Source organism: Pantoea sp. T14 (assembly GCF_036663535.1).
Lineage (GTDB): Bacteria > Pseudomonadota > Gammaproteobacteria > Enterobacterales > Enterobacteriaceae > Pantoea > Pantoea phytostimulans.
Genome location: NZ_JAWUEB010000027.1, coordinates 644133 through 668853 on the forward strand (window position 1 = coordinate 644133; position 24721 = coordinate 668853).

Sequence of the window (24721 nt, forward strand, 5' to 3'; positions counted from 1 at the left end):
CTCAACATGGCTGTAACCACACTTGATGCAAAAACCGCGCTGATCGTTATCGACCTGCAGCATGGCATCGTCGCATTGCCGGTGGTACATGAACCACAACCGATCATTGACCTGTGCGCGCAGCTTAAAGATGCGTTTCACGCCAAAGATTTGCCGGTGGTTTTGGTAAACGTGGCGGGCGGTGCGCCAGGCCGCAACGAGCAAGGCGGTCACAGCGGTGAGCTCCCGGCTGATTGGGCCACACTGGTCCCGGAAATGACGCCGCAGCAGGAAGATATCACCATCACCAAACACAGCTGGGGCGCATTCAACAACACGCCGCTGCATGAAGAGCTGCAAAAGCGTGGCGTGACGCAGGTTGTGATTTGCGGCATTGCCACCAGCATTGGTGTGGAGTCAACGGCGCGTCAGGCGTATGAGTTAGGTTACAACGTCACGTTGGCGGTGGATGCCATGACCGATCTCAATGCAGATACCCATACCAATAGCGTAAAACTGATCTTCCCACGTCTGGGTGAAACGGGCAGTACTCAGGATGTGCTGGCGCAGGTCAGCGCCTTGTAATCAGTAGAGGGATTGTTCCAGGGATTGAGCAGCACACTCATTCCCTGGAAACTTTTGACAACTTCGCAGAATTTGTGCCTCGCATAATCCGTATGTCGAGGCATGTTCACTGAAGATTTTTACTGAAACGCGTAACTGACATTCAGGCCGACGCTGTAATTACGGCCCGGTGCAGATTCGAAATAACGACCGTTGCTTTCATTGACGATCACCGAACCGACGTAGTGACGATCAAACAGGTTATCGGCACGGCCAAACAGATCCAGCGTCCAGTTTTGCACCAGCCATTTGTAGCCACTGTTTATTGACGTGACGGTATAAGACGGCGCTTTCACATCCCCTTCATCGTCAGCGGCAATATTGCTCATGTAACGCATCTCAGCACCTGCATAGAAGCCTTGCTCTGGCGCGTATTCCAGACCGGCGTAGGCCATATTACGCGCAATGCCGGGAATGCGATTACCGTCGCAGCTCTCATCGCCACAGGCGTTGGTGCGATAGCGTGCATCCAGTAGGGTGTAAGCCATCTTCACACGCCAGTCGTAAGCGAACTGCTGATCCAGGCCCAGTTCCAATCCGCGACGACGGGTTTCCCCGGCATTTTTATAGGTGGTGCGCCCGCCGCTGCTGGTGTCTGCCACAATCTCATCCTGCGTATCCGTCTGGAACACGGCGGCGGTAATCAAGCCATTGCCGATACGCTTCTTGGTGCCTAACTCGAGGGTGTCGCTGGTGGCTGGTTTCAGGCCAAGGTTCAGCCCCGACTGACCATCCGAGCGATAAGAAAGTTCGTTGATGGTGGGCGTTTCAAAGCCGCGGCCCGCAGAAAGATAGGCATTCCAGCTGTCGTCAAACGCATATTTCAACGACGCCGCAGGCAGCCATTTGTGGTAACGCGCATCGCCGCTGTCATCGCCATTACCTGCGGTGACGTAGTTGTCGTTAGAGTCGAAATTAACGGTACTGAAGCGCACGCCAGCGTCCAGCGAGAGCTTGTTAGTGAATTGCCACGTCGTTTGCAGATAAGGATCAAGGTTCCACATCAGGTTGCGTTCATTACGACGCAAATTGCCCTGGCTACCGTAATCATAAACGCCGTTGTTGATAGTGTAGTTTTCGAAGCCTTTGCGCCGCTCGGTCATGGTTTCATAATCGAGGCCGCCGGTTAGCGTCACGGGAATTGAGAACAGCGCGTCGCGGTGCGTCCAGCGTGTATCAACACCTTGATAATGACGCGTCAGTGAAATCACGCCGCCGGGATGAGCAGGATTGCTCTGAACGCTGGCAGGAATAGACTGGAATTGTGTGGTTTCCCGCATGCCCGCATACATCATGATGCTGAGATCGTCGTTTTCACTCATCTGACGCTGATAGTGCAGCCCGCCTTGCGTCTGATCCACCGTTTTACGCGTGTCATACAGCGACACGTTGCTCACCACCTGACGCGGATTATCGCGCCACTGATCGGGCGTTAATCCGCCCGGATCTTGCGCATCAATGTGCACGCTGTTGAACAGCAGCGTCAACGTGCTGACATCATCAATGCGCACACCCAGTTTGGCGTTGCCAAGGTTTTTCTGTGCCGAGCTGTGATCGCGGTATCCGTGAGTGGTAAAGCGTGAGGCTGAAACGGTGTAATTTACGTCGCCTGCGTGCGTGCCATCGCCGGTTGCGCCGCTGGCTTTCACGCTGTTGCGCCAGCTGCCGTAGCTGCCGTACCAGGTTCCCGCTTCAAGCGTGGTGGGTTGCTGTCCGGTTTGGGTATCAACGTTAATCACGCCGCCAGACGCGTTGCCATACAACGCTGAAAATGGCCCGCGCAGCACTTCTACGTGATCAATCGATCCAATATCAATGTTTGAGGTTTGACCCTGACCATCTGGCATGGTGGCGGGGATGCCATCCACATAGATACGTATTCCGCGCACGCCGTACGTCGAACGTGAACCAAATCCGCGCACCGACAACTGTAAATCTTGCGCATAGTTTTGCCTGTTTTGGATCTGCAAACCCGGCACGCTGGTTAAATTTTCTGACAAGTTAACGCGAGGTGCGGCCTGACGCATGTCATCACCTGTCACCACGCTGACGGCGGCGGGCGTATCCAGTTCAGAAAGCCCTGAAGGTCCTGGAGCCGCACTGACAACCAGAGTATTACTGCTCTCATCCGCAGCCAGTAACGGCAGAGGGAACACCGCAGGCAGCATCAACAGCGGAAGGTGCGCCTGACGAAGTAACGCTATTTTCATTTATTAGAAGCCTACAAAAAAAGAGGAATGAACCAGCTGGAACATTGTGTGCATATGTTAAGGGTTTTGTTGCATCTTTTAAAAGCGTAAATGATAAAGCGCTGCTTAGCGAAAACCTATGGCTGAAAATGTTCAATGCTGTTACGTATTTAGGCTGGATTTTTTGATCGATTGCCGCCAGTCTGAATGTTTTGCTTTTCAGGGCTATACGCAAGGAAACCGGCATGGAACTGCTGTACCGCGCCAGCGAGTCAGAGATTGCGCTGCTGAGCCAGATTGGCGAAACAAGCTATCGCCACCATTTTGCGGCGTTATGGCATAACGCCAAAGAGTGCGATGACTTCATCGACAGCGTCTTTTCACCCGCCAGCTTGCGTCGTAGCCTGCATGGCAGCGGCAGTCAGTGGTATTTACTGATGCAGGATTCGCCCTGTGGCGTGGTGCAAATTGGCACCGATCAGCGGCGGCCAGGCAGCGAACTCAGCGGACTGTGCCTGCATAAGTTTTATCTGCTGCCAGACATCACCGGGCAAGGCGTGGGGCAGCGTGTATTTAATGAAATTTGCGCCAAAGGGCGTGAATTACGTCAGCCGCTGCTGTGGTTGGAAGTGCTCGAACAGAATAGTGCGGCACGTCGCTTTTATACGCGTCAGGGTATGATGCAAACCCACGAAGTGCTGTTTCGCAGCCCCACACAGCAAAGCCGGGTACAGATTTTAAGTCTCGATTTATCCTGAATCTGTTCTGTTGCACAGGTTCGCCAAATTTAACCTTAAGAGGGAATCAGCATGAGTCAGAAACCTGAAGTGGCGGTATTGGGATTGGGCGCAATGGGCCACGCGTTTGCCGCTAACCTGCTGAAAAAAGGCTTTACCGTTCATGGCTGGAACCGCACCCGCGCACGCGGCGAGGATTTAGTCGATGCAGGGCTTAAATTAGCTGACACGGCATCTGATGCGGTTAAGCTGGTCGACGTAGTGATCACCATGTTATCCGACGGCGACACCACCGAAGAGGTCTTGCACTCCTTAAAATATGCGCTGAAGCAGGGGGCAACAATTTGTCAGATGGGCACCATCGGCGTTGAAAAAACGGATGCGCTGATCGCTTTCTTCGCCGATGTGCGCGATGACATCCTTTTCATTGATGCACCGGTTTCGGGGACCAAAGCACCTGCCGAGAATGCCCAAATTTTGGTGATGGCCAGCGGCGATCAATCGCGCGCTGGGGCGGCTGAAACGGTCTTTGCTGCTATTGGGAAAGGGACGCAGTGGCTGGGCGAAGCGGGAAAAAGCTCGCGGATGAAATTAGTGGTCAACAGCTGGCTGATTGGCTTGATGCAGAGTCTGGCGGAGAGTACCCGACTGGCTGAACAGTTTGGTTTTTCCACCGACGACCTGTGGAAAGTGCTGGAGGGCGGCCCGCTGGCTGCGCCTTACGCCAAAATGAAGCTGGGCATGATTGCCAGCGACGATTACACCCCGCAAATGCATCTGATCTGGGCATTAAAAGATGCGCGTCTGGCGCTGGACGCTGCCGACAGCAACCTGCCTGCGTTAGAAAATATCGCTGATGTCTGGCAACAAGCGGTGGATGCGGGCTACGGTGAGCAGGATCTGGCCGTCATCTATAAGTATTTAAAGGCCTAAATGAGCACCACGCTGGCATTTAATTTTGCTACGCGCCCGCTGGTGCCGTTGGCGCATGACTATGCACACGGTGCCAGCGAACCCTGGCATCACCATACTTGCGCACAGTTGATTCATACGCTGAGCGGCGTGGTGCGAGTGGAAACGGAGCAGGGAAGTTGGGTTGTGCCGCCTAGCCGTGGTGTCTGGCTTCCTGCCTATACGCGGCACGCGCTGCATATCACCGGTTCGGTGGCGGCGCGGACGCTGTTTGTTGATCCCCTGGCGCGAGCGGATTTGCCTGCCAGCTGTCAGGTGGTTCAGATTTCACCGCTGCTGCGTGAACTGATTATCAGCGCGATAACTTTGCCTGAAGCTTATACGCCGGGCAGTCGCACGGAACGCATCTATGAACTGCTGCTGGATGAAATTCGTGGCATGGATGTATTGCCGTTTGAACTGCCATCGCCGCAAACGCACCGTTTGAAAATGCTCTGCGATCTTATTCAACAACGTCCTGGCGAAAGCTGGACGCTGGAGCGTGCCAGTGAACAGCTCAATGTGTCGAGCCGCACACTGGCGCGCTATTTTATCCGTGAAACCGGGTTGCATTTCAGTGACTGGGTGCGACGTGCGCGTCTGGCCATCGCCCTGACACAGCTGGCGCAGGGCGAATCGGTGTTACGCGTGGCGCTGGATCTCGGCTATGAAAGCCCAAGCGCCTTCAGCGCGATGTTTCGTCGTCTGCTTGGCATGTCGCCTGCAGATTATTTTCCGGTGTCAGAAAGCGACTTGCCGCGTTAAACAGCGCCTGCAGCGAGGCGCGCGAGGTATCGTTATCGATGCTCACGCCCCATGCACGCTCTCCCGCCATGTTCAGGCAGCTGACGTAAGCCACCGATCGGCTGTCACTGCGTTTGCCTAGCGTGTGCTCATGATAATCCTCAATGGTCAGCGCCAGCCCGAGTGATTGACGCAGCGCATTCACCGCTGCCGACAGCAAACCGTTACCGCTGCCGCATAAGCGCAAGGCTTTGCCATCCTGCGCTGCGTTAGCGTTAAGCTGCGTTTGCGCGCCCGCATCGCTTTGGCTTTCTGCATTCAACAGGCGCAGCGTTGGCTGCTCCACGCCATACTGGCGACAAAAGAGCTGCCAGATAGCATGTTGCGTCATCTCTTTGCCGTGGCGATCGGTTTCACGCTGTACGCATCCACTGAAATCCTGCTGCAAGGCGCGCGGTAACTGCAAACCGTGATTCTGCTCCAGCAACCAGGCCGCACCGCTTTTGCCCGATTGGCTATTCACCCGAATCACCGCTTCATAACTGCAACCTATATCGGCTGGATCCAGCGGCAGATAAGGCATTTGCCAAACGGTCTCGGCGTTTTGTCTGCGGATGGCGAACCCTTTTTTGATCGCATCCTGATGCGAGCCGGAGAAAGCGGTAAATACCAGTTCACCGGCGTAAGGATGACGCGGATGCACTGGCAGCTGATTGCAGGCGGTCACCACTTCAATCACCTCATTCATCTGGCTGAAATCGAGCTGTGGCGCAATGCCTTGCGTGTAGAGATTCAACGCCAGCGTAATCAAATCGACGTTACCGGTGCGCTCGCCGTTACCGAACAAGCAGCCTTCAACCCGATCTGCACCCGCCAGCAGAGCCAATTCGGCGCAAGCTACGCCGGTACCGCGATCGTTATGCGGATGCACGCTGATACAGACATCCTGACGGCGACTGAAGTGACGGCAGAAATATTCAATCTGATCGGCGTAGACATTCGGCGTGTTCACTTCAACGGTCGCCGGCAGGTTGATGATCATCGGACGTTCTGCGCACGGCTGCCATATTTCCGCAACGGCTTCACAAATTTCCAGTGCAAATTCTGGCTCGGTAAAACAGAAGGTCTCGGGTGAATACTCAAAGGTCCAGTCGGTTGCGGGTTGCGCTTCGCAGCCGGTTCGAATTTGACGCGCGCCTGCGGTAGCCAGCGCAATGATCTCCGCTTTGCTCTGCTTGAAAACCCGCTCGCGGAACAGCGGCGCGGTGGCGTTATACATATGAATAATGGCGCGCGGCGCATCCTGCAACGCAGCAAAGGTGCGTTCAATCAGATCCTGGCGTGCCTGGGTTAATACCTGCAAGGTAACGTCGGCAGGCACACGCGCCTGTTCAATTAAGTCACGGACAAACTCAAAATCGGTTTGCGATGCTGAGGGAAACGCGACCTCGATCTCCTTAAAGCCACAGCGCAGCAGCAGATCCCAAAATTGCAGCTTACGTGCGCGGTCCATCGGCTCTGCCAGCGCTTGATTGCCATCGCGCAGATCGGTTGAAAGCCAGCGCGGGGCGTGCGTCAAACGGCGTGAAGGCCATTGGCGATCGGGCAGAGCGATAACCGGCTGCGGGCGATATTTACTCTCGGGTTGGGTCAGCATCGTATTCTCCTCATTAAGTGCCTTTAGTCTGGACCGAACGCCGTGTCTGAATCGCCCGCAAAACTGACAACCCATCGCGCAAAAGTGACAATCGCATATACCGTAAATGGCAAACCTCATGAGGAATCGGCATCGCTGAAATTCTCGTCGCAGTTTAGGCTGAAGCTCTTTTGCACGATGAGAATCAATAATGAAAAAACAGGTAATTGTCCTCAGTGTATTGCTGGCGGGCACCCCATCAGCGCAGGCGGTGACGCTGCGCATTGCCGATCAAAAAGGGAATATGCATGCCGAAATGGAAGCGGCGAATCAGCTGCAAAATCTGGCTTACAAGATCGAATGGGCAGAGTTTCCTGCTGCCGCGCCACTGGCTGAAGCCTTGAATGCCGGAGCCGTTGACGCCGGGATTATTGGCGATGCACCGCTGCTGTTTTCGGTGGCAGCGGGCTCGCAGGTCAAAGCGGTGGCGGTTAGCAAATCAGTGCCGGTCGGCCTGGCATTGCTGGTGCGTCCCGATTCTCCGGTTAAAAATGCCGCCGAGCTTAAAGGTAAAAGCATCGCTACCGGACGTGGCTCTATCGGTCATTTCCTTGCCCTGAAAGCGCTTGAACAAGCGGGGATCAGCGACAAAGAGGTGACATGGCGCTTTTTGACACCTTCCGATGCGCGCATCGCGCTGGAGAGTCATTCGGTTGATGCCTGGTCAACCTGGGATCCTTATACGGCGTTAGCCGAAGTGACACACAGCGGGCGCGTACTGATAAACGGCAAAGGCTTATCAACGGGCAACAGCTTTTTAGCAGCGACCGATGCGGCGCTGGCGGATCCCGAAAAGCAGGCGGCATTGCAGGATTACGTTAATCGCCTGGCTGCTGCCGATCGCTGGGCGAATAAAAATGTGAAAGCTTATTCGCAAACGTTGGCGAAAATTATTGGTTTCCCGGCTGAAGCCGCAGAAAAATCGTTTTCGCGCCGCCAGTCGCACTGGCAGGCCATCGACGATTCCACTGTCCAGCAACAGCAAGAAACCGCTGATTTTTATACCAAATATGGGTTAATTAAGAAAAAATTAGATGTGAAACCGACCTTTTACCACGGTTTGAGCGTGGCGCAAACCGGCTAGCCGACCTTAAAGCAATACGTGCGCTGCGGTTTGGCTAACCCGCAGCGCACGCGTAGCATGGCGCGATGTTTTACAATCCTGAATCCTCTATGCTGACTTTCGACGGTCATAACGACTTACTCCTTAATCTGTGGCTTCACCATCGCGAAGCACCTGCTGCGGCCTTCTTTGACGGCATTGAGCGCGGTCATCTCGACTTTCCACGTATGCAGCAGGGCGGTTTTGGTGGTGGCCTGTTCGCTATCTTCATCCCGCCGCAAAACTACATCGCTAAAATGGTGCCGCAGCAGGCAGATCATCCTTATCAGCCGCTGGAGATCATGTGGCAGCAGCTCGATATTTTGCAGCAGATTGCCGATGCCTCTGGCGGGCGAGCCAAAATTTGCCGTACTGCAACTGAGATTGCGCAGTGCCGCGAACAAGGCGTGCTGGCGATGGTGGCACATATCGAAGGCGCAGATGCGCTGGATGGCGAAGGTGAATTGCTGGCGGCATTCTACGCAGCAGGCGTGCGCAGTATAGGGCCGTTCTGGAACTTGCCTAACCGTTTTGGTACGGGCGTTAGCGGCAGTTTTCCCGCGTCACCCGATACCGGGCCGGGGCTGACGGTGGCAGGCGAAACGTTGATCCAGCAGGCGAATGCGCTGCGGATGATGATTGATGTATCGCACATGAATGAAAAAGCGTTCTGGGACACCGCGCGGATCTCTACCGCTCCGCTCGTCGCCAGCCATTCCAACGCTCATGCGTTGTGCGCTCAGCCGCGTAATCTAACCGATGCGCAGTTGGGCGCGATTCGCGACAGCGGCGGTGTTGTCGGGATCAACTTTGGTAACGCCTTCTTACGGCCAGACGGTAAACGTGACAGCGACACCCCTTTGGCAGAAATTGTTAAGCATTGTGATCATTTGCTAAGGACAATGGGCAGCGATCATGTGGCGTTGGGGTCCGATTTTGACGGCATATCCACGCCCGATGCGTTAGGCGATGTCAGTGGATTACCTAAGCTGTTCGCCACTCTGCGCGATGCAGGCTATGATCAGGCATTGTTAGAAAAGCTGGCGTGGGGAAACTGGCAGCGCGTTTTACACGCGACCTGGCAGCGATAACAATTTCCTTACGTCTTGCGGGTTGATCTCGTCGCAGCATTGGCGCAACATCTGTCGGCAAAATTGTGATGGGGATCGCATTTGAGTCCCTGCCGCAACTGTTTCAGACAGATAATCATCTGTTCATTACTTTATGAGGAAGAGAATTATGTGGAAAAAACCAGCATTTGTTGATTTGCGTTTAGGTCTGGAAGTGACGCTGTACATCTCCAACCGTTAATGTTTATGCCCGCCACTCGTGCGGGCATTTTTATCCGTCATACTTCAAGCTGCAGATGCATTGGCTGAATGCGCTCCCGGTCATTGACGTGAGTCAGCGCTTGGGAAAAGGCCGTTACCGCCCGCATGCAACATGAATTATTCAGGATATTATTTCAACACGTGGTTTTCCTTCATGTTTATTAAAGTCCTCGGATCGGCCGCCGGTGGCGGATTTCCTCAGTGGAACTGCAACTGTGCCAATTGTCACGGCGTGCGTAATGGCACTATTCAGGCCCAACCACGTACCCAATCCTCAATCATCCTGAGTGATAATGGCGAAGACTGGGTGCTGTGTAACGCCTCGCCAGATATCAGCCAGCAGATCCTCCACACCCCAGAATTAACTAAAAAGGGCGTTCTGCGCGGCACGAATATTGGCGGCATCATCCTTACAGACAGCCAAATCGACCACACTACCGGCTTGCTGAGCCTGCGAGAAGGCTGCCCGCATCAGGTATGGTGTACGCCAGAAGTGCATAACGATCTCACCAGCGGTTTTCCGATTTTCACCATGCTGAAACACTGGAACGGCGGCTTGCAGCATCGTCCCATTGCGCCGCTGAACACCTTTAGCGTGGATGTGTGTCCCGACCTGCAATTCACGGCTATCCCTATTTTAAGCAACGCGCCGCCTTATTCGCCGTACCGCGATCGCCCGTTGCCGGGTCATAACGTGGCGCTGTTCATTAAAAACCGCGCCAATGGTCAAACCCTGCTGTATGCGCCGGGCCTCGGTGAACCTGATGACGTGATTTTGCCGTGGTTAAAACAGGCCGATTGCCTGCTGATCGACGGCACCGTCTGGCAAGATGATGAACTGCTGGCCACGGGTGTGGGTAAAAACACCGGCAAAGCGATGGGGCATCTGGCGCTGGCAGAAGAGCAAGGTTTGATGGCGCTGCTGGCGTCATTACCGGCCAAACGCAAAATTCTTATTCACATTAACAACACCAACCCGATCCTTAATGAGCAATCACCCCAACGACAGTTCCTGACGCAACAGGGCATTGAGGTGAGCTGGGACGGGATGGCGATCCACCTTCAGGACTAAATCATGCAGATCACTGAAACGCTGTCGCCACAGGCTTTTGAGCAGGCGCTGCGCGACAAAGGCGCCTATTACCATATCCATCATCCTTACCATATCGCCATGCACAACGGTCAGGCGACGCGCGAGCAAATTCAGGGATGGGTAGCAAACCGCTTCTATTATCAAACCAATATTCCGCTGAAAGATGCAGCGATCATGGCGAACTGCCCGGACCCGGCCACGCGTCGTAAATGGGTGCAGCGTATTCTTGACCACGACGGCAGCAACGGCGAAGAGGGCGGCATCGAAGCCTGGTTGCGTCTGGGTGAAGCGGTGGGCATGAATCGCGAAGCGCTGCTGTCAGAGCAGCACGTGCTGCCCGGCGTGCGTTTCGCGGTCGATGCTTACGTTAACTTTGCCCGTCGCGCCAACTGGCAAGAAGCGGCATGCAGTTCGTTAACGGAACTCTTTGCTCCGCAGATCCACCAGTCGCGCCTCGACAGTTGGCCGCAGCACTATCCGTGGATCAAAGAAGAGGGATATTTCTACTTCCGCAACCGTCTGGGCCAGGCGAACCGCGATGTTGAGCATGGTTTGGCGCTGGCGCTGGAATTCTGCACCACACCAGAAAAACAGAACCGCATGCTGGAAATTTTGCAGTTTAAGCTCGATATTTTATGGACGATGCTGGATGCCATGACCATGGCCTATGAACTTAAGCGTCCGCCTTATCACACCGTCACCGACAAGGCGGCGTGGCACACCACTCGACTGGTATAAATGATGAATGACAACACTATCGCCGCGTTTCGTCGCGGCTATCGTATGCAGTGGGAAGCCGCGCAGAATAGCCATGTGGTGCTTTATCCTGAAGGCATGGCCAAGCTGAATGAAACCGCTGTCGCGATCCTGGAGCTGGTCGATGGCAAGCAAGATATTGCAGCCATTATTGCCACGCTTGATGCGCGTTTCCCGGAAGCGGGTGGCGTTGGCGCGGACGTAAAAGAATTCCTGCAATCAGCCTATGAACAGAAGTGGATACAATTCCGTGAACCCGCTTAAACCCGGCGTCAATCCGCCACTATGGCTACTGGCGGAGCTGACTTATCGCTGCCCGCTGCAGTGTCCGTACTGCTCGAATCCGCTGGATTTTGCTCAGCAAGAAAAAGAGCTCACCACCGATCAGTGGATTGAGGTGTTTCGTCAGGCGCGTGCCATGGGCAGTGTGCAGCTGGGCTTTTCCGGCGGCGAGCCGCTGGTGCGTAAAGATCTGCCTGAGCTGATCCGTGCCGCCCGCGATTTAGGTTTCTATACCAACCTGATCACCTCTGGCATTGGCCTGACGCACAACAAACTGGATGCGTTTGCTGACGCCGGGCTTGATCATATCCAGATCAGCTTTCAGGCCAGCGATGAAACGCTGAACGCCGCACTGGCAGGGTCGAAAAAAGCCTTTCAGCAGAAGCTGGAGATGGCAAAAGCGGTGAAAGCGCACGGCTATCCGATGGTGCTGAACTTTGTTTTGCATCGCCATAACATCGACCAGATCGACAAAATCATCGATCTCTGCATTGAGCTGGAAGCGGATGATGTTGAACTCGCCACCTGCCAGTTTTATGGCTGGGCACAGCTCAATCGCGAAGGTTTATTGCCCACGCGTGAGCAAATTGCGCGGGCAGAAGGCGTCGTTAACGACTATCGCCAGCGCATGAGTAAAAGCGGTAATTTGACCAATCTGCTGTTTGTTACTCCCGACTATTACGAAGAGCGACCGAAAGGCTGCATGGGCGGCTGGGGTGCGATCTTCCTCAGCGTAACGCCGGAAGGCACCGCGCTGCCGTGCCACAGCGCGCGCCAGCTGCCGGTTGAGTTTCCTTCGGTGCTTGAGCAGAGCCTGGATGACATTTGGTATAACTCGTTTGGTTTTAATCGTTATCGCGGTTACGACTGGATGCCGGAGCCTTGCCGCTCTTGCGATGAAAAAGAGAAGGATTACGGCGGCTGCCGTTGTCAGGCTTACATGCTTACCGGCAATGCGGACAACGCCGATCCGGTTTGCAGCAAATCGCCGCATCACGGCAAAATTCTTGAAGCCCGTCGCGAAGCGGATTGCAGTGATATCAAAATTGGTCAATTGCAATTCCGTAACCGCAGCAATTCTCAGCTGATTTATAAGTCACGTAACATCTGATGATTCGCCGCCTGAACCTGAATGGATTAGCCGTGACGCTGGTGCATCAACCCGATGCGCGCGATTCGGCAGCGTTGATACAGGTTAAGGCGGGCAGTCATGACGAACCGGATCGCTGGCCAGGTTTAGCGCACTTGCTGGAGCATTTACTGTTTACCGGTAGCCAGCGCTGGCCCGATCGCGATCGGTTGATGAGCTGGATTCAGGCTAACGGCGGACGTGTTAATGCCACCACGCTGGCGCGGCGCAGCGCCTATTTTTTTGAAATCACAGCGGATCGATTTGAGGATGGATTAGCGCGGTTGCACGATATGCTCTGCGCGCCCTTGTTTGAAACTGCGGCGATCAAACAGGAAATGGCCGTCATTGATGCTGAATATCGCTTACTTCAGCATCACGTGCCTGCGCAGGCTGAGGCGGCGCTGTTTAGCCTGGTCGCTGAGCCACAAACATTTCATCGCTTTCAAATAGGTAGCGCGGATGCCTTTGGCGCTAACGTTGTCGCGTTGCAGCAGGCGCTGCGTGATTTTCATCAGCATTTTTACGTTGCCAGTAGCCTGCAGCTTTGGCTGCAGGGACCACAATCGTTAGATGACCTGGCGCATCTGGCGCAGCGATTTGCTGAAACGCTGCCGCAAGGTCAGGTTCAACTCACTGTACCGCCACTGCAATTACTCCCTGAAATGAAGCCGCACGCCATGCTGAGCGAGGGCGTAGCCCAATACTGGCATTCGTGGATCTTAGATGCTCAATGGAGTGACAACGTCACGTTATTGCGTGAGTTTTTACTGGATGATGCGCCCGGCGGTTTAATGGCATCTTTGCGCCAGCGCGGTATTGCCAGCGAAATCGAATTGAAGTGGCTTTATCAATCGGATAAGCAGCTTTGGCTGGTGGCGATTTTCACCACCGAGCAGCCCGATCGGCTGAGTGAAAGCGTGCAACACGCTTTACAGGCTATCGGGGAAACCTGTGAAGAACAGCAGATGCATTATCTGCAACTGGCGCAGCAGCGTTTTAACGCGCTGTCACCGCTGGAGCAGCTGCGTCAGCGCGTGTTGGGGTTTGCGCCAGCCGAGCCGAAAAGGTTTCACGCTTTTATCGCGGCATTGCAGGCTGCGCCTTCCGCTACGCTATTTTGCTCGAATGCCATTTATTCAAATAAAGCGCTGGGCGAAAGCGTCAAAACCCAAGGGTTTGAGCTTAGCTTAGCGCCGCGAGTAACAGCGCCACAGCGTCAATCTGCTGTTACCGCTTTCGCTTTTTATCCGCTAAAAACCGAACTCATCTGCTCGCCACTGCCAACCGCTGCCGTGACGCTGTTGCACCTTGCGTCAGACAAAGCAGCAACCCTGATTCTGCGTCCTGAATTTTTCAGTAATCTTTCCGCTGAGTCTGGTGAGGCGTGCGCGAAGCGACTGCGCCCGCTGTTTGCCACGTTGCGCCATGCAGGCGGCGGCGGTGAATGGGGGGAAGCGCAGGGCGTTTGGCAGTTGACTCTTCGCCTGCCGGATAACCAGAAGCTTGCGGACTGGGCGCTGGAACAGGTTGCTGATGCGCTCGCGGATAATCGTTCTGGTAGTGATCCGCAGCAACCTGAAAGCATCGCCATTCGTGAGCTGCTGAAGAGGTTGCCTCAGCACTTAACTTCTGCAAGTGGCCCGACCTGCTGGCGGGCCGTGCTGTGCGGGGGAAGTGAAGCTCTGCACCACGTCATTGCACGGCGCTTAGCCACGTTTTCACTGCCCGTTAATCCACTGCTGCGCAGTGCCCATGTGTCTTCACGCAGTGGTGTGTCGCGCATTGAGCATCCTGGTCGCGATAACGCGTTGTTACTGTTTATCCCCCTAGATCAACGACACCCGCTCGCGGCACTACGTGCTTTAGCGCAGATCTATGAACCGCGTTTTTTCCAGCGTTTACGGGTGGAACAGCAGATCGGTTACGTGGTGAGTAGCCGTTATTTACGTAGCGCGGATCACGACGGCGTACTGTTTGCGCTGCAATCACCCAACCTTAGCGTCGGTAGGTTGTTACAGCATTGCAAAAGATTCTTACGCTCGTTGGACAATGAGATCGCTACACTGGATATCGAAGCATTAAAAGCGCAGCTCCGTGTTGATGAGAGCAATGCGGCCTTAACGGCATTGCGAAGGGAGCAGGGTTTGCACGATTTGACGCAAACAAGCATTGATGCGCTGACGTTAGACGATCTGCAACAGTTACATACTCGTTTAACGAATCAGCGTCGCCGCTGGCGGGTACTTTTTACGGCTGGACGTTAATGTGATAGTCACGCTGCGATATTGCTGAATTTATTTGAAAAATATCAGCAAATCTCTTCACTGTTTATTCCTGCCATATTAGACGACACTCCTAATGAATCTGTTTTTTAATAAGGAATGTCGTGTGAAAAACGTTAAGCGCATTGCGCTGCCACTGTTAGCTGTTGCCAGCCTGTATGTCCCTTTCTCGCAGGCGGAAGCCATGCATTATCAGCTCAATCCTGAGCACACTTCGGTTATTGCGACCTGGACACACTTTGGTTTTTCACATCCAACCGCCGATATCCCTGACTCAACGGGTTCGCTGGTGTTTGACAAAGATCATCCTGAGCAATCACGCGTAGACGTTACGCTGCCGGTGAGCAAAATCGACAGTCATGTTGCGGCGCTGACCAAAGAATTTAAAGGCGCGGAATACTTCGACGTGGCTAAATATCCTAATGCGACGTTCCACAGCACCAAAGTGGTGGCGAAAGGCGACAATAAATTTGATGTAGAAGGTAATCTGACGCTGAAAGGCATCACTAAACCGGTTACGCTGCATGCCACGCTGAATCAGCAAGCGATGCACCCGATGGTGAAGAAGCAGGCAATTGGTTTTGATGCCACCGGCACTATTAAGCGTTCTGATTTCAAGCTGGATAAGTATGTCCCTGCGGTGAGCGATGAGATCACGCTGACGATTTCGACTGAAGCTTACGGTAAGTAAGTCGCCGTTTGCTTTAGGGCAAATGACCTCATCTGCGCGCTGGCCCCCATCCCGGCCTTCCCCCGCGACGCGGGGGAAGGAGACGCTGCCACATGCAGGTAAATAGCTGGCATAGGGCAGCATCTTCCTCCCCCATTTATGGGGGAGGATTGAGGTGGGGGACAAACGACCTCGCACTTAAGAGGATTGAGGTGGGGGCCAGCCAGCTACTCTTGCCTTCAGGCCCAATACTTTTTCTTACTGGTTTTGCCAATTCCCGGATTACAGCTATTGGTCGGATCCAACTGACGCCAGTGCTGCTCATGCTCACAGGATGCGTGGTACAAATGCCCGACATTATGCTCCGCCGGATATTTCGCGCCGCGCTGCTCCAACACCTCAATCACCGCCGCTTTAAACGCTTTCGCATCTACGCCAGGTTTTAGCACGTAATCCTGATGATTGACGAAGCAGAAGAAATGCCCACAGCAAGAATCCACCTGAACCTGGTCAGCCAGATGATCCGGCAACACCAGCCGCCAGCTCTCGTCGTTGCGGCGCAGAGCTACATCAAACGCCACTAACCGCTCATCCGGGTTATAGCCAAGATAATCGCAATACGAAATAGTGCAGCCGCCCACGCCAAAACGCACCAGAAACGCATCCGCGGCTTCGCGTGCGTTACAGAGAAAAAACTCGCCGTTTTGATCGCGGAAGAAATTTTCCAGCAACTGCTGCAGTTCCGCCGTTTGCTGCGCCTCAACTTTAATCATCAAATGATGTTCAAAGCGTGCGTGGTAATCAAGAATGCGCGGCGCAACGAAGCGCGGTGTGACCTGATTAAAAAATTGCAGCATTTTATCGATGCTGTTTCTGGGCAGAAATTTGAGATGACTGACGCGTACATCCCACTTGGCTTTCCTGGCCATCAAGCCGGGCAGTGCCTGTGCGCCCAGCTTGCCGATCGCCAGATACATGTGCTTGCTGTAACGCACCGTTAAATCAAACGCGTTGCGATGGATATATTCAGCCTGTAACGGTAATTCGTGCATGTTCGCCAATAAATAACGGCGCAGCGCCACCAGCGCTTTCTCATCTTGGGTGCCGATATAAAATGTATCGCTTTGCTGGCTGGCTTCAAACGTCGGCAGACGCACGGCAAACACCACCACTTTGCCTGCGCTGCCCGAACTTTCATGCAGGTAACGCACGTCGCCATTAAAGCGAGAAGGGCTGTCAGCCTGCGTATCGCGCAGCTGATCGGCGTAATCATCAGCCCAGATTTTACCGTCCCAGTCAGGCTGATCGCCGGTGGTAAATTCCTGTTGCTCAAGGCGACGCAGCATCTCTTCCGGCGTATCGCCTAACGCAATGCCGAGATGATTGATCATCTCCAGCCGACCGTCGTCATGAATACGCGCAAAAAGCGATTTTTCTGTGAATGCCGGGCCACGTCGAATCAGAGAGCCGCCGGAGTTATTGCAAATACCGCCAATCACCGACGCCCCAATGCAGGACGATCCGATCACTGAATGCGGCTCGCGTCCCAACGGTTTTAAAGTGTTCTCCAGTTCGGTCAATGTGGAGCCAGGGAAGGCGATCACCTGACGCGATTGATCGATAACCTGCACGCCTTTTAACAGCCGCGTACTGACAATGACGACATTGCGATCATAATCATTGCCGTCCGGCGTCGAGCCGCCCGTCACGCCAGTATTGGCAGCCTGCATTAAGATAATGGCATCGTTTGCAACGCAAACTTGTAGCGTTTGCCACAGTTGCCACAGCGTTTGTGGCAGAACAACGGCAAAGGCTTCGCCACGTCCAACCCGGAATCCTTTGGTGTACCAGGCTTTATCATCCTGATGGGTCAATACCTGTTTAGCGCCGACCACCTCACCCAGTTGGCGGAGCATTTCCTGCGAGGACGTCATGATTTCTCTTCTGAAGTGAATAAACGCCTTATTGGACAGGCTGACCTTGGGGCAAGTCAATCATTGATCGGCGCTAAATTAGGTTTTAGGCACTATTTATCCCTGCTGTTTTTAATTATGAGGGCGGACAAGAAATTGGATAAATAAGCGACTGAACCGCTGAAAATGAGGTGAAAATCACAAATTTGAATTGTGCTGTTAAAGCGAAAAAAGAGAAAGCACGTGTTAAAAAATCGCGCGAAGTTATTAATGGTTAATCTATTGATGTGTAATGTTTTTTTATTATTTAACCTGAGATTCATATTGTGATAATCATCACATAAATCAGTCATGAAAACCCGGTGTCAACGCTCTGTATTTAAAAATTCCTGTCATTAATGTGATCTTCATTGCAAATACAAAGCTCTTATCCCGCAACAATGATTTCCAGACGCAATACAGCCAATGGAGTGTCCAACATGAGAATTGGGATGGTGATCAGCGGCGGTGATGTCACCGGCATTAATAATTTTATTTTCCAAATGGGTCGGATGGCGCAAGCGGATATGGTGTTATTTAACGGCGGCATACCGGGTTTATTAGCCAATCGTCATCAGGACGTGTCCCAACGCGACTTAATGGATTTTTCAATCGCCTCAATTCCGGTCATGCAGTCTGGCAGGACCGATAAAAAATTAGTACGCAGCGAATATGAATTAATTGCGCGCCAGCTGAAGTCGCTACGCATTGATGTATTAGTGATGGCGGGTGGCGATGGTTCACTGCAATTTTTGCATACACTCAGTGAATTTGGCGTTAATTGTTTTGGCGTCGGCATGACCATCGATAACGACGTGTTTGGCAGTGATTACACCATCGGATTTTCTACGGCTTGCGAACAAGTTTTAAAAGAAGTGGCGAAATTGCGTAATACTGGCCGCGCGTTAACCGGTCGCGTTTTTATGGTGGAATTGCTGGGTGGCTATTGCGGGGAATTAACGTTGCAATCCGCGATTAAATCCAATGCGGATTTTGCACTGATTCCAGAATGCCAAATCCCCACGCCGCAGTTGGCTGAGCGTATTACGCAGCGACTGGCCGCGCAGAACAGCGTGGTGATCCTCTGTTCAGAAGGTTACACCCGCGAATATTCTCCTGGTTTTCAAGGGGCGATCGATACCCTGATTAAACAGCTTGAACCGATGATTGGCGTGCGTATTCGCAAAACCATTATCGGTTACGGTCTGCGTAATGGTGATCCTACCTGTGAAGAGATTTACCAAGGCACCATTATGGCCAGTGAAGTGGTTCGTTGTATTCAATCTGGAATGCGGAATAAAGCGGTCATTATTAATGGCAGCAATAAACCGATTCCCATTGATTTAATAAGCATGAAGAAACGCTTGGTCGATATTGAAGGGCACCATTATAAACTCGCTAAACAACTGAATATCTTGTGAGGAGAACACCATGCTGAAAATTTTATGTGTTTGTGGTTGCGGTCTGGGATCCAGTTTTGCAATTGAGATGAGCGCTAAATCGGTATTAAAGAAACTGGAAATTGAAGCGGATATTGATCACACCACCATATCTGAAGCCAACGCCTTTAAATCCGACATCATTCTAACGCAAAAAGCCTTTGCTGATGTATTGAATGCCGACGCCAGCCCGGAACAGATTAAACGCGTCATTATTCTCAATAAGCTCACCGATAAAACGGAAATTGAGGAGAAGCTCGTGGCGTTTTTAAAAGAACACAACATGAAGGTTCCTAGCCATGAATAGTGTGATTGATTTCCTGGTAAAAGACTTATTAGGGCAGGCATCAATTCTGATCGCCTTTATTGCCCTGATTGGTCTGCTGCTGCAAAAAAAATCTGCAGGGAAGGTGGTGGAAGGCACCTTTAAAACCCTGCTGGGGTTCTTAATTATGATGGCCGGTATTAATATCATTGTCGGCACATTAACCTTCCTGAACACCATATTTACGCACGGCTTTGGCATGCAGGGTTATATCACCGATGTGGCTGCCATCGCCGGGTTAGCGAACCGCGAACTGGGTTCTGAAGTGGCACTGACCTTGCTGGTGATTTTCATCGTCAACATTATCATTGCGCGCATTACCCCGTTCAAATATATCTTCCTGACCGGACAAGCGTTGTTGTGGATGGCCACAATTGGCGCTGTCATCGGTTATAAAGCGGGGCTAACAGGCTTACCTCTGATCCTTACTGGCGGCATTTTTGGCGGCATCATGGCGGTGGTTATGCCTGCGCTGGCACAACCGGTAGTACGGCGTATTACGGATTCTGACGATGTCGCGCTCGGTCACTTCTGCACCATTGGCTATCTGGTGACGGCGGCGGTGGCGAAAGTGGTCGGCAAAGGATCGCGCTCAACCGAAGACCTCAAGCTGCCAGACAACTTCAAGTTTCTGCAAGACACTTACTTAGCGATGGCGGTGGTGATGGTGCCGATGTACCTGATTCCGGCCGTCGCCGCAGGCCCGGCATTTATCGCGCAATACAGCAACGGCATGAACTACCTGATGTATGCGTTTATGCAGTCGATCCAGTTCGTTGCTGGGGTGTTTGTGCTGTACAGCGGCGTGCGTCTCCTGCTTAACGAGTTAGTTCCTGCGTTTCGTGGCATCGCCATGCGTCTGGTACCTGATGCCAAACCGGCACTTGATTGCCCGGTGATGTTCCCGTATGCACCGAATGCCGTGATTGTTGGCTTCCTGGCCACCACGCTGGGTTCGGTGGTCGGCATGATCGTCTTCCCGATGTTTGGGTTGGCGATGATCCTGCCAGGCCTGCTGACCAACTTCTTTGCAGGCGGCACCGCAGGCGTGTTTGGTAATGCGTTGGGCGGACGTCGTGGTGCGATAATCGGCGGCTTCGTTCACGGTCTGTTTATTACCCTTCTGCCTGCAATTCTGGTCCCGATGCTGGAAAGCTACGGCTTCACCGGTGTCACCTTCAGCGATTCCGACGTCATCAGCACCGGTTTGGTTCTGGGACATGCGTTCCAAAATAACTGGCTGTTCGTCGCCCTGTTTATTGCCTTTATTACCGCTATTGCCTGGTTTGTTAACGGAAAACCCACTAAGCCGCAAGAGGAAAAAATTCATGAAACTTTATAATTTCGCCGAGCTGTTACATATCGCTAAAGACCGTGAATTCAAAGCTGTTGGTTCGTTTAATTTACATTGCCTTGAGATGTTGCCCGCTTATTTCAAAGCGGCGGAAAAAACCAACAGTCCATTAATGATTCAGATTTCGACCGGCACCGCAAAATATCTTGGGCACAGATTATTGGTTGATGCGATTAAATCGCTGGCAGAAAGTAAAAATGTTCCAACCTGTTTGCATTTAGATCACTGTTCTGACCTCGACTCCATTCAACTGGCAATTGATACCGGCTTCAGTTCTGTGATGTATGACGGTTCGCATTTATCTATCGAAGAGAATATTGCGAATACCCGTAAAGTAATTGATATGGCGCGGCCATTAAATGTCTCTGTTGAAGCAGAACTGGGCGCGATTGGCGGGTCGGAAGATGGCAAAGTGGTGGCGATGGAGGAGATTGCGTTCACCACCGTGAATGACGCCAAGCGTTTTGTCGATGAAACCGGCGTGGATATGCTGGCTATCTCTATTGGCACGGTTCACGGCTTGTACACCGGCAAGGCGCACATTCAGCATCAACGTTTAGCTGAGATCACCGAGGCGACGCGCACGCCGCTGGTGTTACACGGTGGCACTGGCGTCAGTGATGAAGATATGCGGTTAGCCGTCCGCAGCGGTATTGAAAAGGTGAATGTCGGCACGGAAATGAATGTGCAATGGGTAAGCCAATGCAAAAATACCTTTGAAAAAGGCAAAGTGAACGACAGCGTACGTAATTTTCTCGTCCCGGCTAATGATGCAGTCACGAGTGTATTAGTCGAGAAGATGCAGTTATTCCGTTAATTTTTTAATCCTAAATGATGCATTAACCTGAGGTGCCCCGGCACCATTCGGGGCGGGAGACGCTATGTTTGGATTCATGAAAAAGAGTGCGGCAAATAATAGCCAGCAAGAGGAAGAGCAGGATCGTCTGGCTGAATCAAGCCGTGAGAAAATAACGGCATTAGAAAACAAGCTGGCTATTAATCCACGCGATGGCGAAACGCAGAAACAATTAATGCTGGAATATAACCGTGCATTAACGGTATTTGCGAAAAGTCGACGTTATCGCAATGAAATTGATCCGCTGTTTGTCAAAATCGATGAATTGCGCAATGTTGTTCGCAAATCGATTTAAGGAGCCGTAATGACGATTAAACAGTTATTGCAAGAGGCAGACGCGATTCAGGTTGGCATCGACGCCACGGATTGGCGTCAGGTTATCGCTATGGCGGCGCAACCGCTGGTCAGCGGAGGCTACGTCAAAGCCTCTTACCCGGAAGCGGTAATTGCCAACACCCTAACGCACGGCGCCTATTACGTATTTGAAGAGGGGATTGCGATTCCCCATGCCCGACCCGAAACCGGTGTGATCCGCGACTGTTTCAGTATGATTTTGCTCTCTGAGCCGATCTCATTTGAAGGCAGCGACAAAGCCGATATTGTCATTATGTTTGGCGCGCGCGACAGCAATGCGCATATCGAAGAGGGCATTCGCGCCATTGTATCGTTGCTGGAGGATGAGGATACGCTGGTTCGCTTACGTCAGGCCAGCAGCGTCGCGGAGGTCATCGCCATCTTATGACCCATGAAACTCCCCTAAAACGTGTGGTGCTGATAAACGGCATTCCTGCCTCGGGTAAAAGCACCTTAACCCGGCTGATGTCGCAGCAGTTTGGTTTGCCGGTGCTGACCCTCGACAGCGTGAAAGAGCCCTTTATGGCCAGCTTCGCGCCCGTGGATCGCCAGCGCAATCGGCAGCTGGGCTGCGCGGCCTATCAGGCGATTTGGCAAATAGTCGGTCAGGCACCTGCAGAGTGCATTTTTCTGATTGATGCCTGGTTTGGTTTTCAGCCTAAACATGTGCTGGAGCAGGGATTGCAGCAGGCGGGCGTAAGCGAAGTGCTGGAGCTGTGGCTGCAAATTACCCCCGATGAAGCGGTGGCGCGCTATCAATCCAGACTCGCGCAACGTATGCCAGGCCATCCGGGCGCGGAATACTTACCTGAGCTGCGGCGGTTGGCGGAGCAAGCCCAGCCGATGGCGCTTGGGCCGGTATTACGCGTGGGTTCGCAAGAGGCCGATCAGCTACGCGCCGTTAAATGGTTGCGCCACCAACTTGCGACAACAGGCTACACTTTTCCTCTGAGTGAACGCGTGAAAGAGGATGATCATGTCACCACCGCCTTATCTGCAACCGGGCGAGAGCGTCGTGCTTTATGACGGCGTCTGCAAACTCTGTAATGGCTGGGTAAATTTCCTGCTGCGTCATCGTGTGGCGCGGCAGGTTCGTTTTGCCTCAGTGCAAAGTGAAGAGGGTAAAACCTTGTTGAAGTGGGCCGGTTTACCGCAAGAAAATGTCAGTACCATTGTCTATATTGCCGATCAACAGCATTGGCTGCGTGCGCAAGCGGTGTTTCGCGTTATGCAGAAAATGGCTGGGCCGTGGCGCTTTCTCAGCGTGCTGCGCCACTTTCCCGACAGCATCAGCAACTTCGCCTACGACCGCATCGCCCTCAATCGCTACAAGCTGTTTGGCCGCTACGACAGCCAGCATAGTCTTACACCCGACTATCCGGGCCGTTTTCTGCATCAAAAAGAAAAAAGCGCTGAATAGGTTTGCTGACGGGGAATCGGTCCGCGTTTTTTGCTGCTGTTGAACGGGTCTTCAAAAGGCTCAACGTTTTGTAACCGGCCAGCAAGATGGGTTACAAAGCATGTTCGAACAATGCTGTTTTCTCTCTTTCAGCCAGGCTCTTACCAAGAAAATCGATTCTTTAGCCACTTACAGGAGTGCAGCATGAAAATAGATCTCAGCGGAAAAGTCGCCCTGGTGACAGCGTCAACGGGCGGCATTGGTTTTGCTATTGCACAAGGGTTAGCTGAATGCGGCGCAGAAATCGTGCTCAACGGACGCAGCGAAGCCACCCTCGCTCACGCGCAGCAGAAGCTGAATGCCGCCGTGCCGGGCGTGAAAATTCACAGTGCCATTGCCGATCTCGGCAGCGCGCAAGGCGTGGACACGCTTCTGAAAGGCTTGCCGGAGATCGATATTTTGGTCAATAACGCGGGCATTTACGGGCAAAAAGATTTCTATGACATCGATGACGCGCTTTGGGAACAATACTGGCAAACCAACGTCATGTCTGGCGTGCGTTTATCGCGTGCTTTATTGCCTCACATGGTCGAAAAAGGCTGGGGCCGCGTGGTGTTTATCTCTTCTGAATCAGCACGTAATATTCCAGCAGACATGGTGCATTACGGAGTGAGCAAAACCGCGCAGCTTGCGCTGGCGCGCGGTTTGGCTAAATTTGTGGCGGGATCGGGCGTCACCGTGAACAGCGTTTTACCGGGACCAACGCTGTCAGACGGCTTCGCCAGCATGATGGAAGATGAAATAAAACGCACCGGTAAATCACTCGAAACGCTGGCGAAAGAGTTTGTCATGGCGCAACGGCCTAGCTCGGTCATTCAGCGCGCTGCCTCGGTAGAAGAGGTGGCAAACATGGTGGTTTATGTCTGTTCACCTTTGTCATCGGCGACCTCGGGTGCAGCACTCCGCGTAGATGGGGGAGTGGTTGACGATATCGTCTGATGACGTTAACTCGACAAAATTTTACACAGCGACGGGTTGTGCTTAGGGTCAGAATGCATACCATAAGCACACTTTTCTTTTGGACCCGATCATGAAGATTTCGCAACAGCGCGCAAAATGGATTTTAGTGGTGGCTTGCCTGCTGCTGGCGCTTTGCGTAATTGAAAGAACGGTGCAGCGCGTGGTGAATCCACCTGTACCTGCTCAGCCAACTCTCTCCGCTTCGCAAACGAATGAAAGCCTGGTGGGCGAAAGCCGTTGCGCGCTCAGTGCAAAATCTTTGCCTGGTCATACGCCGCTACTCGATCTCGCCTTGCCTGTTTTACTGATGCTGTGGGTAATGTCCCACGCTATTACGCTGCCGATTTTGCGCAGTGCACTTACACTTTCTTCTCCGCTAGCGCCTCGACGGCGACATCTGACTTTCTGCGTTTTCCGACTGTGATACGCGCGCTTATCCCGCGTTAATTCACTT

At 52.9% G+C, this 24721-nt stretch carries 26 protein-coding genes; 23 read left to right on the forward strand and 3 right to left on the reverse strand.

Features of this window, described 5'->3' with window-relative positions; translation table 11 throughout:
- Nucleotides 1–6 precede the first annotated feature (6 nt).
- Nucleotides 7–564: an isochorismatase family protein gene (locus tag SC127_RS21110; RefSeq protein ID WP_243077995.1), complete on the forward strand. Its 558-nt coding sequence runs from the start codon at nt 7–9 to the stop codon at nt 562–564.
- A 119-nt stretch (nt 565–683) separates the two neighbouring features.
- Here SC127_RS21110 and pqqU read toward each other — a convergent pair whose 3' ends face one another.
- A complete protein-coding gene (gene pqqU / locus SC127_RS21115; RefSeq protein WP_332627912.1) occupies nt 684–2813 on the reverse strand; it encodes a TonB-dependent receptor PqqU in 2130 nt (709 codons plus the stop codon).
- Nucleotides 2814–3037: 224 nt separating this feature from the next.
- On the opposite strand from pqqU, the gene SC127_RS21120 reads away from it, so the two are divergent.
- The 3 genes from SC127_RS21120 to SC127_RS21130 are packed head-to-tail and all read left to right on the forward strand — an operon-like array spanning nt 3038 to nt 5245.
- Nucleotides 3038–3550 (forward strand): GNAT family N-acetyltransferase, encoded by a 513-nt coding sequence (locus SC127_RS21120; protein WP_243077993.1) that lies wholly within the window; start codon nt 3038–3040, stop codon nt 3548–3550.
- A gap of 51 nt (nt 3551–3601) precedes the next feature.
- Entirely contained in the window at nt 3602–4462 is an 861-nt protein-coding gene (locus SC127_RS21125) for an NAD(P)-dependent oxidoreductase (protein ID WP_243077992.1), read from the forward strand.
- Nucleotides 4463–5245 carry an AraC family transcriptional regulator gene (locus SC127_RS21130; protein WP_243077991.1) on the forward strand — a complete coding sequence of 261 codons (783 nt, stop codon included), beginning with the start codon at nt 4463–4465 and terminating at the stop codon, nt 5243–5245.
- Here the strand turns inward: SC127_RS21130 and leuA are convergent.
- Nucleotides 5166–6881, reverse strand: coding sequence for a 2-isopropylmalate synthase (gene leuA, locus SC127_RS21135; RefSeq protein WP_243077990.1), 1716 nt, complete (start codon nt 6879–6881; stop codon nt 5166–5168). The genes SC127_RS21130 and leuA overlap by 80 nt on opposite strands.
- A 190-nt stretch (nt 6882–7071) precedes the next feature.
- Between leuA and SC127_RS21140 the strand changes: the two genes are divergently transcribed.
- The 9 genes from SC127_RS21140 (at nt 7072) to SC127_RS21180 (ending at nt 15589) form a co-directional block, all read left to right on the forward strand.
- Nucleotides 7072–8004, forward strand: coding sequence for an ABC transporter substrate-binding protein (locus tag SC127_RS21140; RefSeq protein ID WP_332627917.1), 933 nt, complete (start codon nt 7072–7074; stop codon nt 8002–8004).
- An 89-nt stretch (nt 8005–8093) separates the two neighbouring features.
- Nucleotides 8094–9113, forward strand: a complete 1020-nt coding sequence (locus tag SC127_RS21145) for a dipeptidase (protein ID WP_332627919.1) — start codon at nt 8094–8096, stop codon at nt 9111–9113.
- A gap of 148 nt (nt 9114–9261) precedes the next feature.
- Nucleotides 9262–9333, forward strand: coding sequence for a pyrroloquinoline quinone precursor peptide PqqA (pqqA, locus tag SC127_RS21150; RefSeq protein ID WP_215848281.1), 72 nt, complete (start codon nt 9262–9264; stop codon nt 9331–9333).
- A gap of 174 nt (nt 9334–9507) precedes the next feature.
- Nucleotides 9508–10425, forward strand: coding sequence for a pyrroloquinoline quinone biosynthesis protein PqqB (gene pqqB, locus SC127_RS21155; RefSeq protein ID WP_332627921.1), 918 nt, complete (start codon nt 9508–9510; stop codon nt 10423–10425).
- 3 nt (nt 10426–10428) lie between these two features.
- Entirely contained in the window at nt 10429–11184 is a 756-nt protein-coding gene (gene pqqC, locus SC127_RS21160) for a pyrroloquinoline-quinone synthase PqqC (RefSeq protein ID WP_215846860.1), read from the forward strand.
- Between the two features lie 3 nt (nt 11185–11187).
- Nucleotides 11188–11466, forward strand: a complete 279-nt coding sequence (gene pqqD / locus SC127_RS21165; RefSeq protein WP_243078499.1) for a pyrroloquinoline quinone biosynthesis peptide chaperone PqqD — start codon at nt 11188–11190, stop codon at nt 11464–11466.
- Nucleotides 11429–12595 carry a pyrroloquinoline quinone biosynthesis protein PqqE gene (gene pqqE / locus SC127_RS21170; protein WP_409075608.1) on the forward strand — a complete coding sequence of 389 codons (1167 nt, stop codon included), beginning with the start codon at nt 11429–11431 and terminating at the stop codon, nt 12593–12595. Before pqqD ends, pqqE begins: the two co-directional genes overlap by 38 nt.
- Nucleotides 12595–14880 carry a pyrroloquinoline quinone biosynthesis protein PqqF gene (gene pqqF, locus SC127_RS21175; protein WP_332627923.1) on the forward strand — a complete coding sequence of 762 codons (2286 nt, stop codon included), beginning with the start codon at nt 12595–12597 and terminating at the stop codon, nt 14878–14880. Before pqqE ends, pqqF begins: the two co-directional genes overlap by 1 nt.
- Before the next feature lie 94 nt (nt 14881–14974).
- Nucleotides 14975–15589 (forward strand): YceI family protein, encoded by a 615-nt coding sequence (locus SC127_RS21180; protein WP_442955764.1) that lies wholly within the window; start codon nt 14975–14977, stop codon nt 15587–15589.
- A 218-nt stretch (nt 15590–15807) separates the two neighbouring features.
- On the opposite strand, the gene dld is transcribed toward SC127_RS21180, so the two are convergent.
- On the reverse strand, nt 15808–17502 hold the full coding sequence (gene dld / locus SC127_RS21185; protein WP_332627926.1) for a D-lactate dehydrogenase: 1695 nt from the start codon (nt 17500–17502) through the stop codon (nt 15808–15810).
- Between the two features lie 458 nt (nt 17503–17960).
- Between dld and SC127_RS21190 the strand changes: the two genes are divergently transcribed.
- From SC127_RS21190 to SC127_RS21235, 10 genes are all read left to right on the forward strand, one after another.
- Complete coding sequence (locus tag SC127_RS21190; RefSeq protein ID WP_243077983.1) at nt 17961–18941, forward strand: 6-phosphofructokinase; 981 nt, start codon at nt 17961–17963, stop codon at nt 18939–18941.
- A gap of 10 nt (nt 18942–18951) precedes the next feature.
- Nucleotides 18952–19266: a PTS sugar transporter subunit IIB gene (locus SC127_RS21195; protein WP_215846857.1), complete on the forward strand. Its 315-nt coding sequence runs from the start codon at nt 18952–18954 to the stop codon at nt 19264–19266.
- Nucleotides 19259–20626: a PTS sugar transporter subunit IIC gene (locus SC127_RS21200; RefSeq protein ID WP_243077982.1), complete on the forward strand. Its 1368-nt coding sequence runs from the start codon at nt 19259–19261 to the stop codon at nt 20624–20626. The genes SC127_RS21195 and SC127_RS21200 overlap by 8 nt, the downstream gene beginning before the upstream one ends.
- Nucleotides 20613–21455 carry a class II fructose-bisphosphate aldolase gene (locus tag SC127_RS21205; RefSeq protein ID WP_215846856.1) on the forward strand — a complete coding sequence of 281 codons (843 nt, stop codon included), beginning with the start codon at nt 20613–20615 and terminating at the stop codon, nt 21453–21455. The genes SC127_RS21200 and SC127_RS21205 overlap by 14 nt, the downstream gene beginning before the upstream one ends.
- Before the next feature lie 64 nt (nt 21456–21519).
- Nucleotides 21520–21789 (forward strand): hypothetical protein, encoded by a 270-nt coding sequence (locus SC127_RS21210; RefSeq protein WP_243077981.1) that lies wholly within the window; start codon nt 21520–21522, stop codon nt 21787–21789.
- Nucleotides 21790–21798: 9 nt separating this feature from the next.
- Nucleotides 21799–22236 carry a PTS sugar transporter subunit IIA gene (locus tag SC127_RS21215; RefSeq protein WP_215846854.1) on the forward strand — a complete coding sequence of 146 codons (438 nt, stop codon included), beginning with the start codon at nt 21799–21801 and terminating at the stop codon, nt 22234–22236.
- A complete protein-coding gene (locus SC127_RS21220; RefSeq protein WP_243077980.1) occupies nt 22233–22874 on the forward strand; it encodes a glucokinase in 642 nt (213 codons plus the stop codon). The genes SC127_RS21215 and SC127_RS21220 overlap by 4 nt, the downstream gene beginning before the upstream one ends.
- The gene (locus SC127_RS21225; protein ID WP_243077979.1) at nt 22825–23268 is read left to right on the forward strand and encodes a thiol-disulfide oxidoreductase DCC family protein; all 444 of its coding nucleotides are present in this window, start codon (nt 22825–22827) and stop codon (nt 23266–23268) included. Before SC127_RS21220 ends, SC127_RS21225 begins: the two co-directional genes overlap by 50 nt.
- A gap of 183 nt (nt 23269–23451) precedes the next feature.
- The gene (locus SC127_RS21230; RefSeq protein ID WP_243077978.1) at nt 23452–24246 is read left to right on the forward strand and encodes an SDR family NAD(P)-dependent oxidoreductase; all 795 of its coding nucleotides are present in this window, start codon (nt 23452–23454) and stop codon (nt 24244–24246) included.
- Nucleotides 24247–24337: 91 nt separating this feature from the next.
- A complete protein-coding gene (locus tag SC127_RS21235; protein WP_332627931.1) occupies nt 24338–24691 on the forward strand; it encodes a hypothetical protein in 354 nt (117 codons plus the stop codon).
- The last annotated feature ends 30 nt before the right edge of the window (nt 24692–24721 follow it).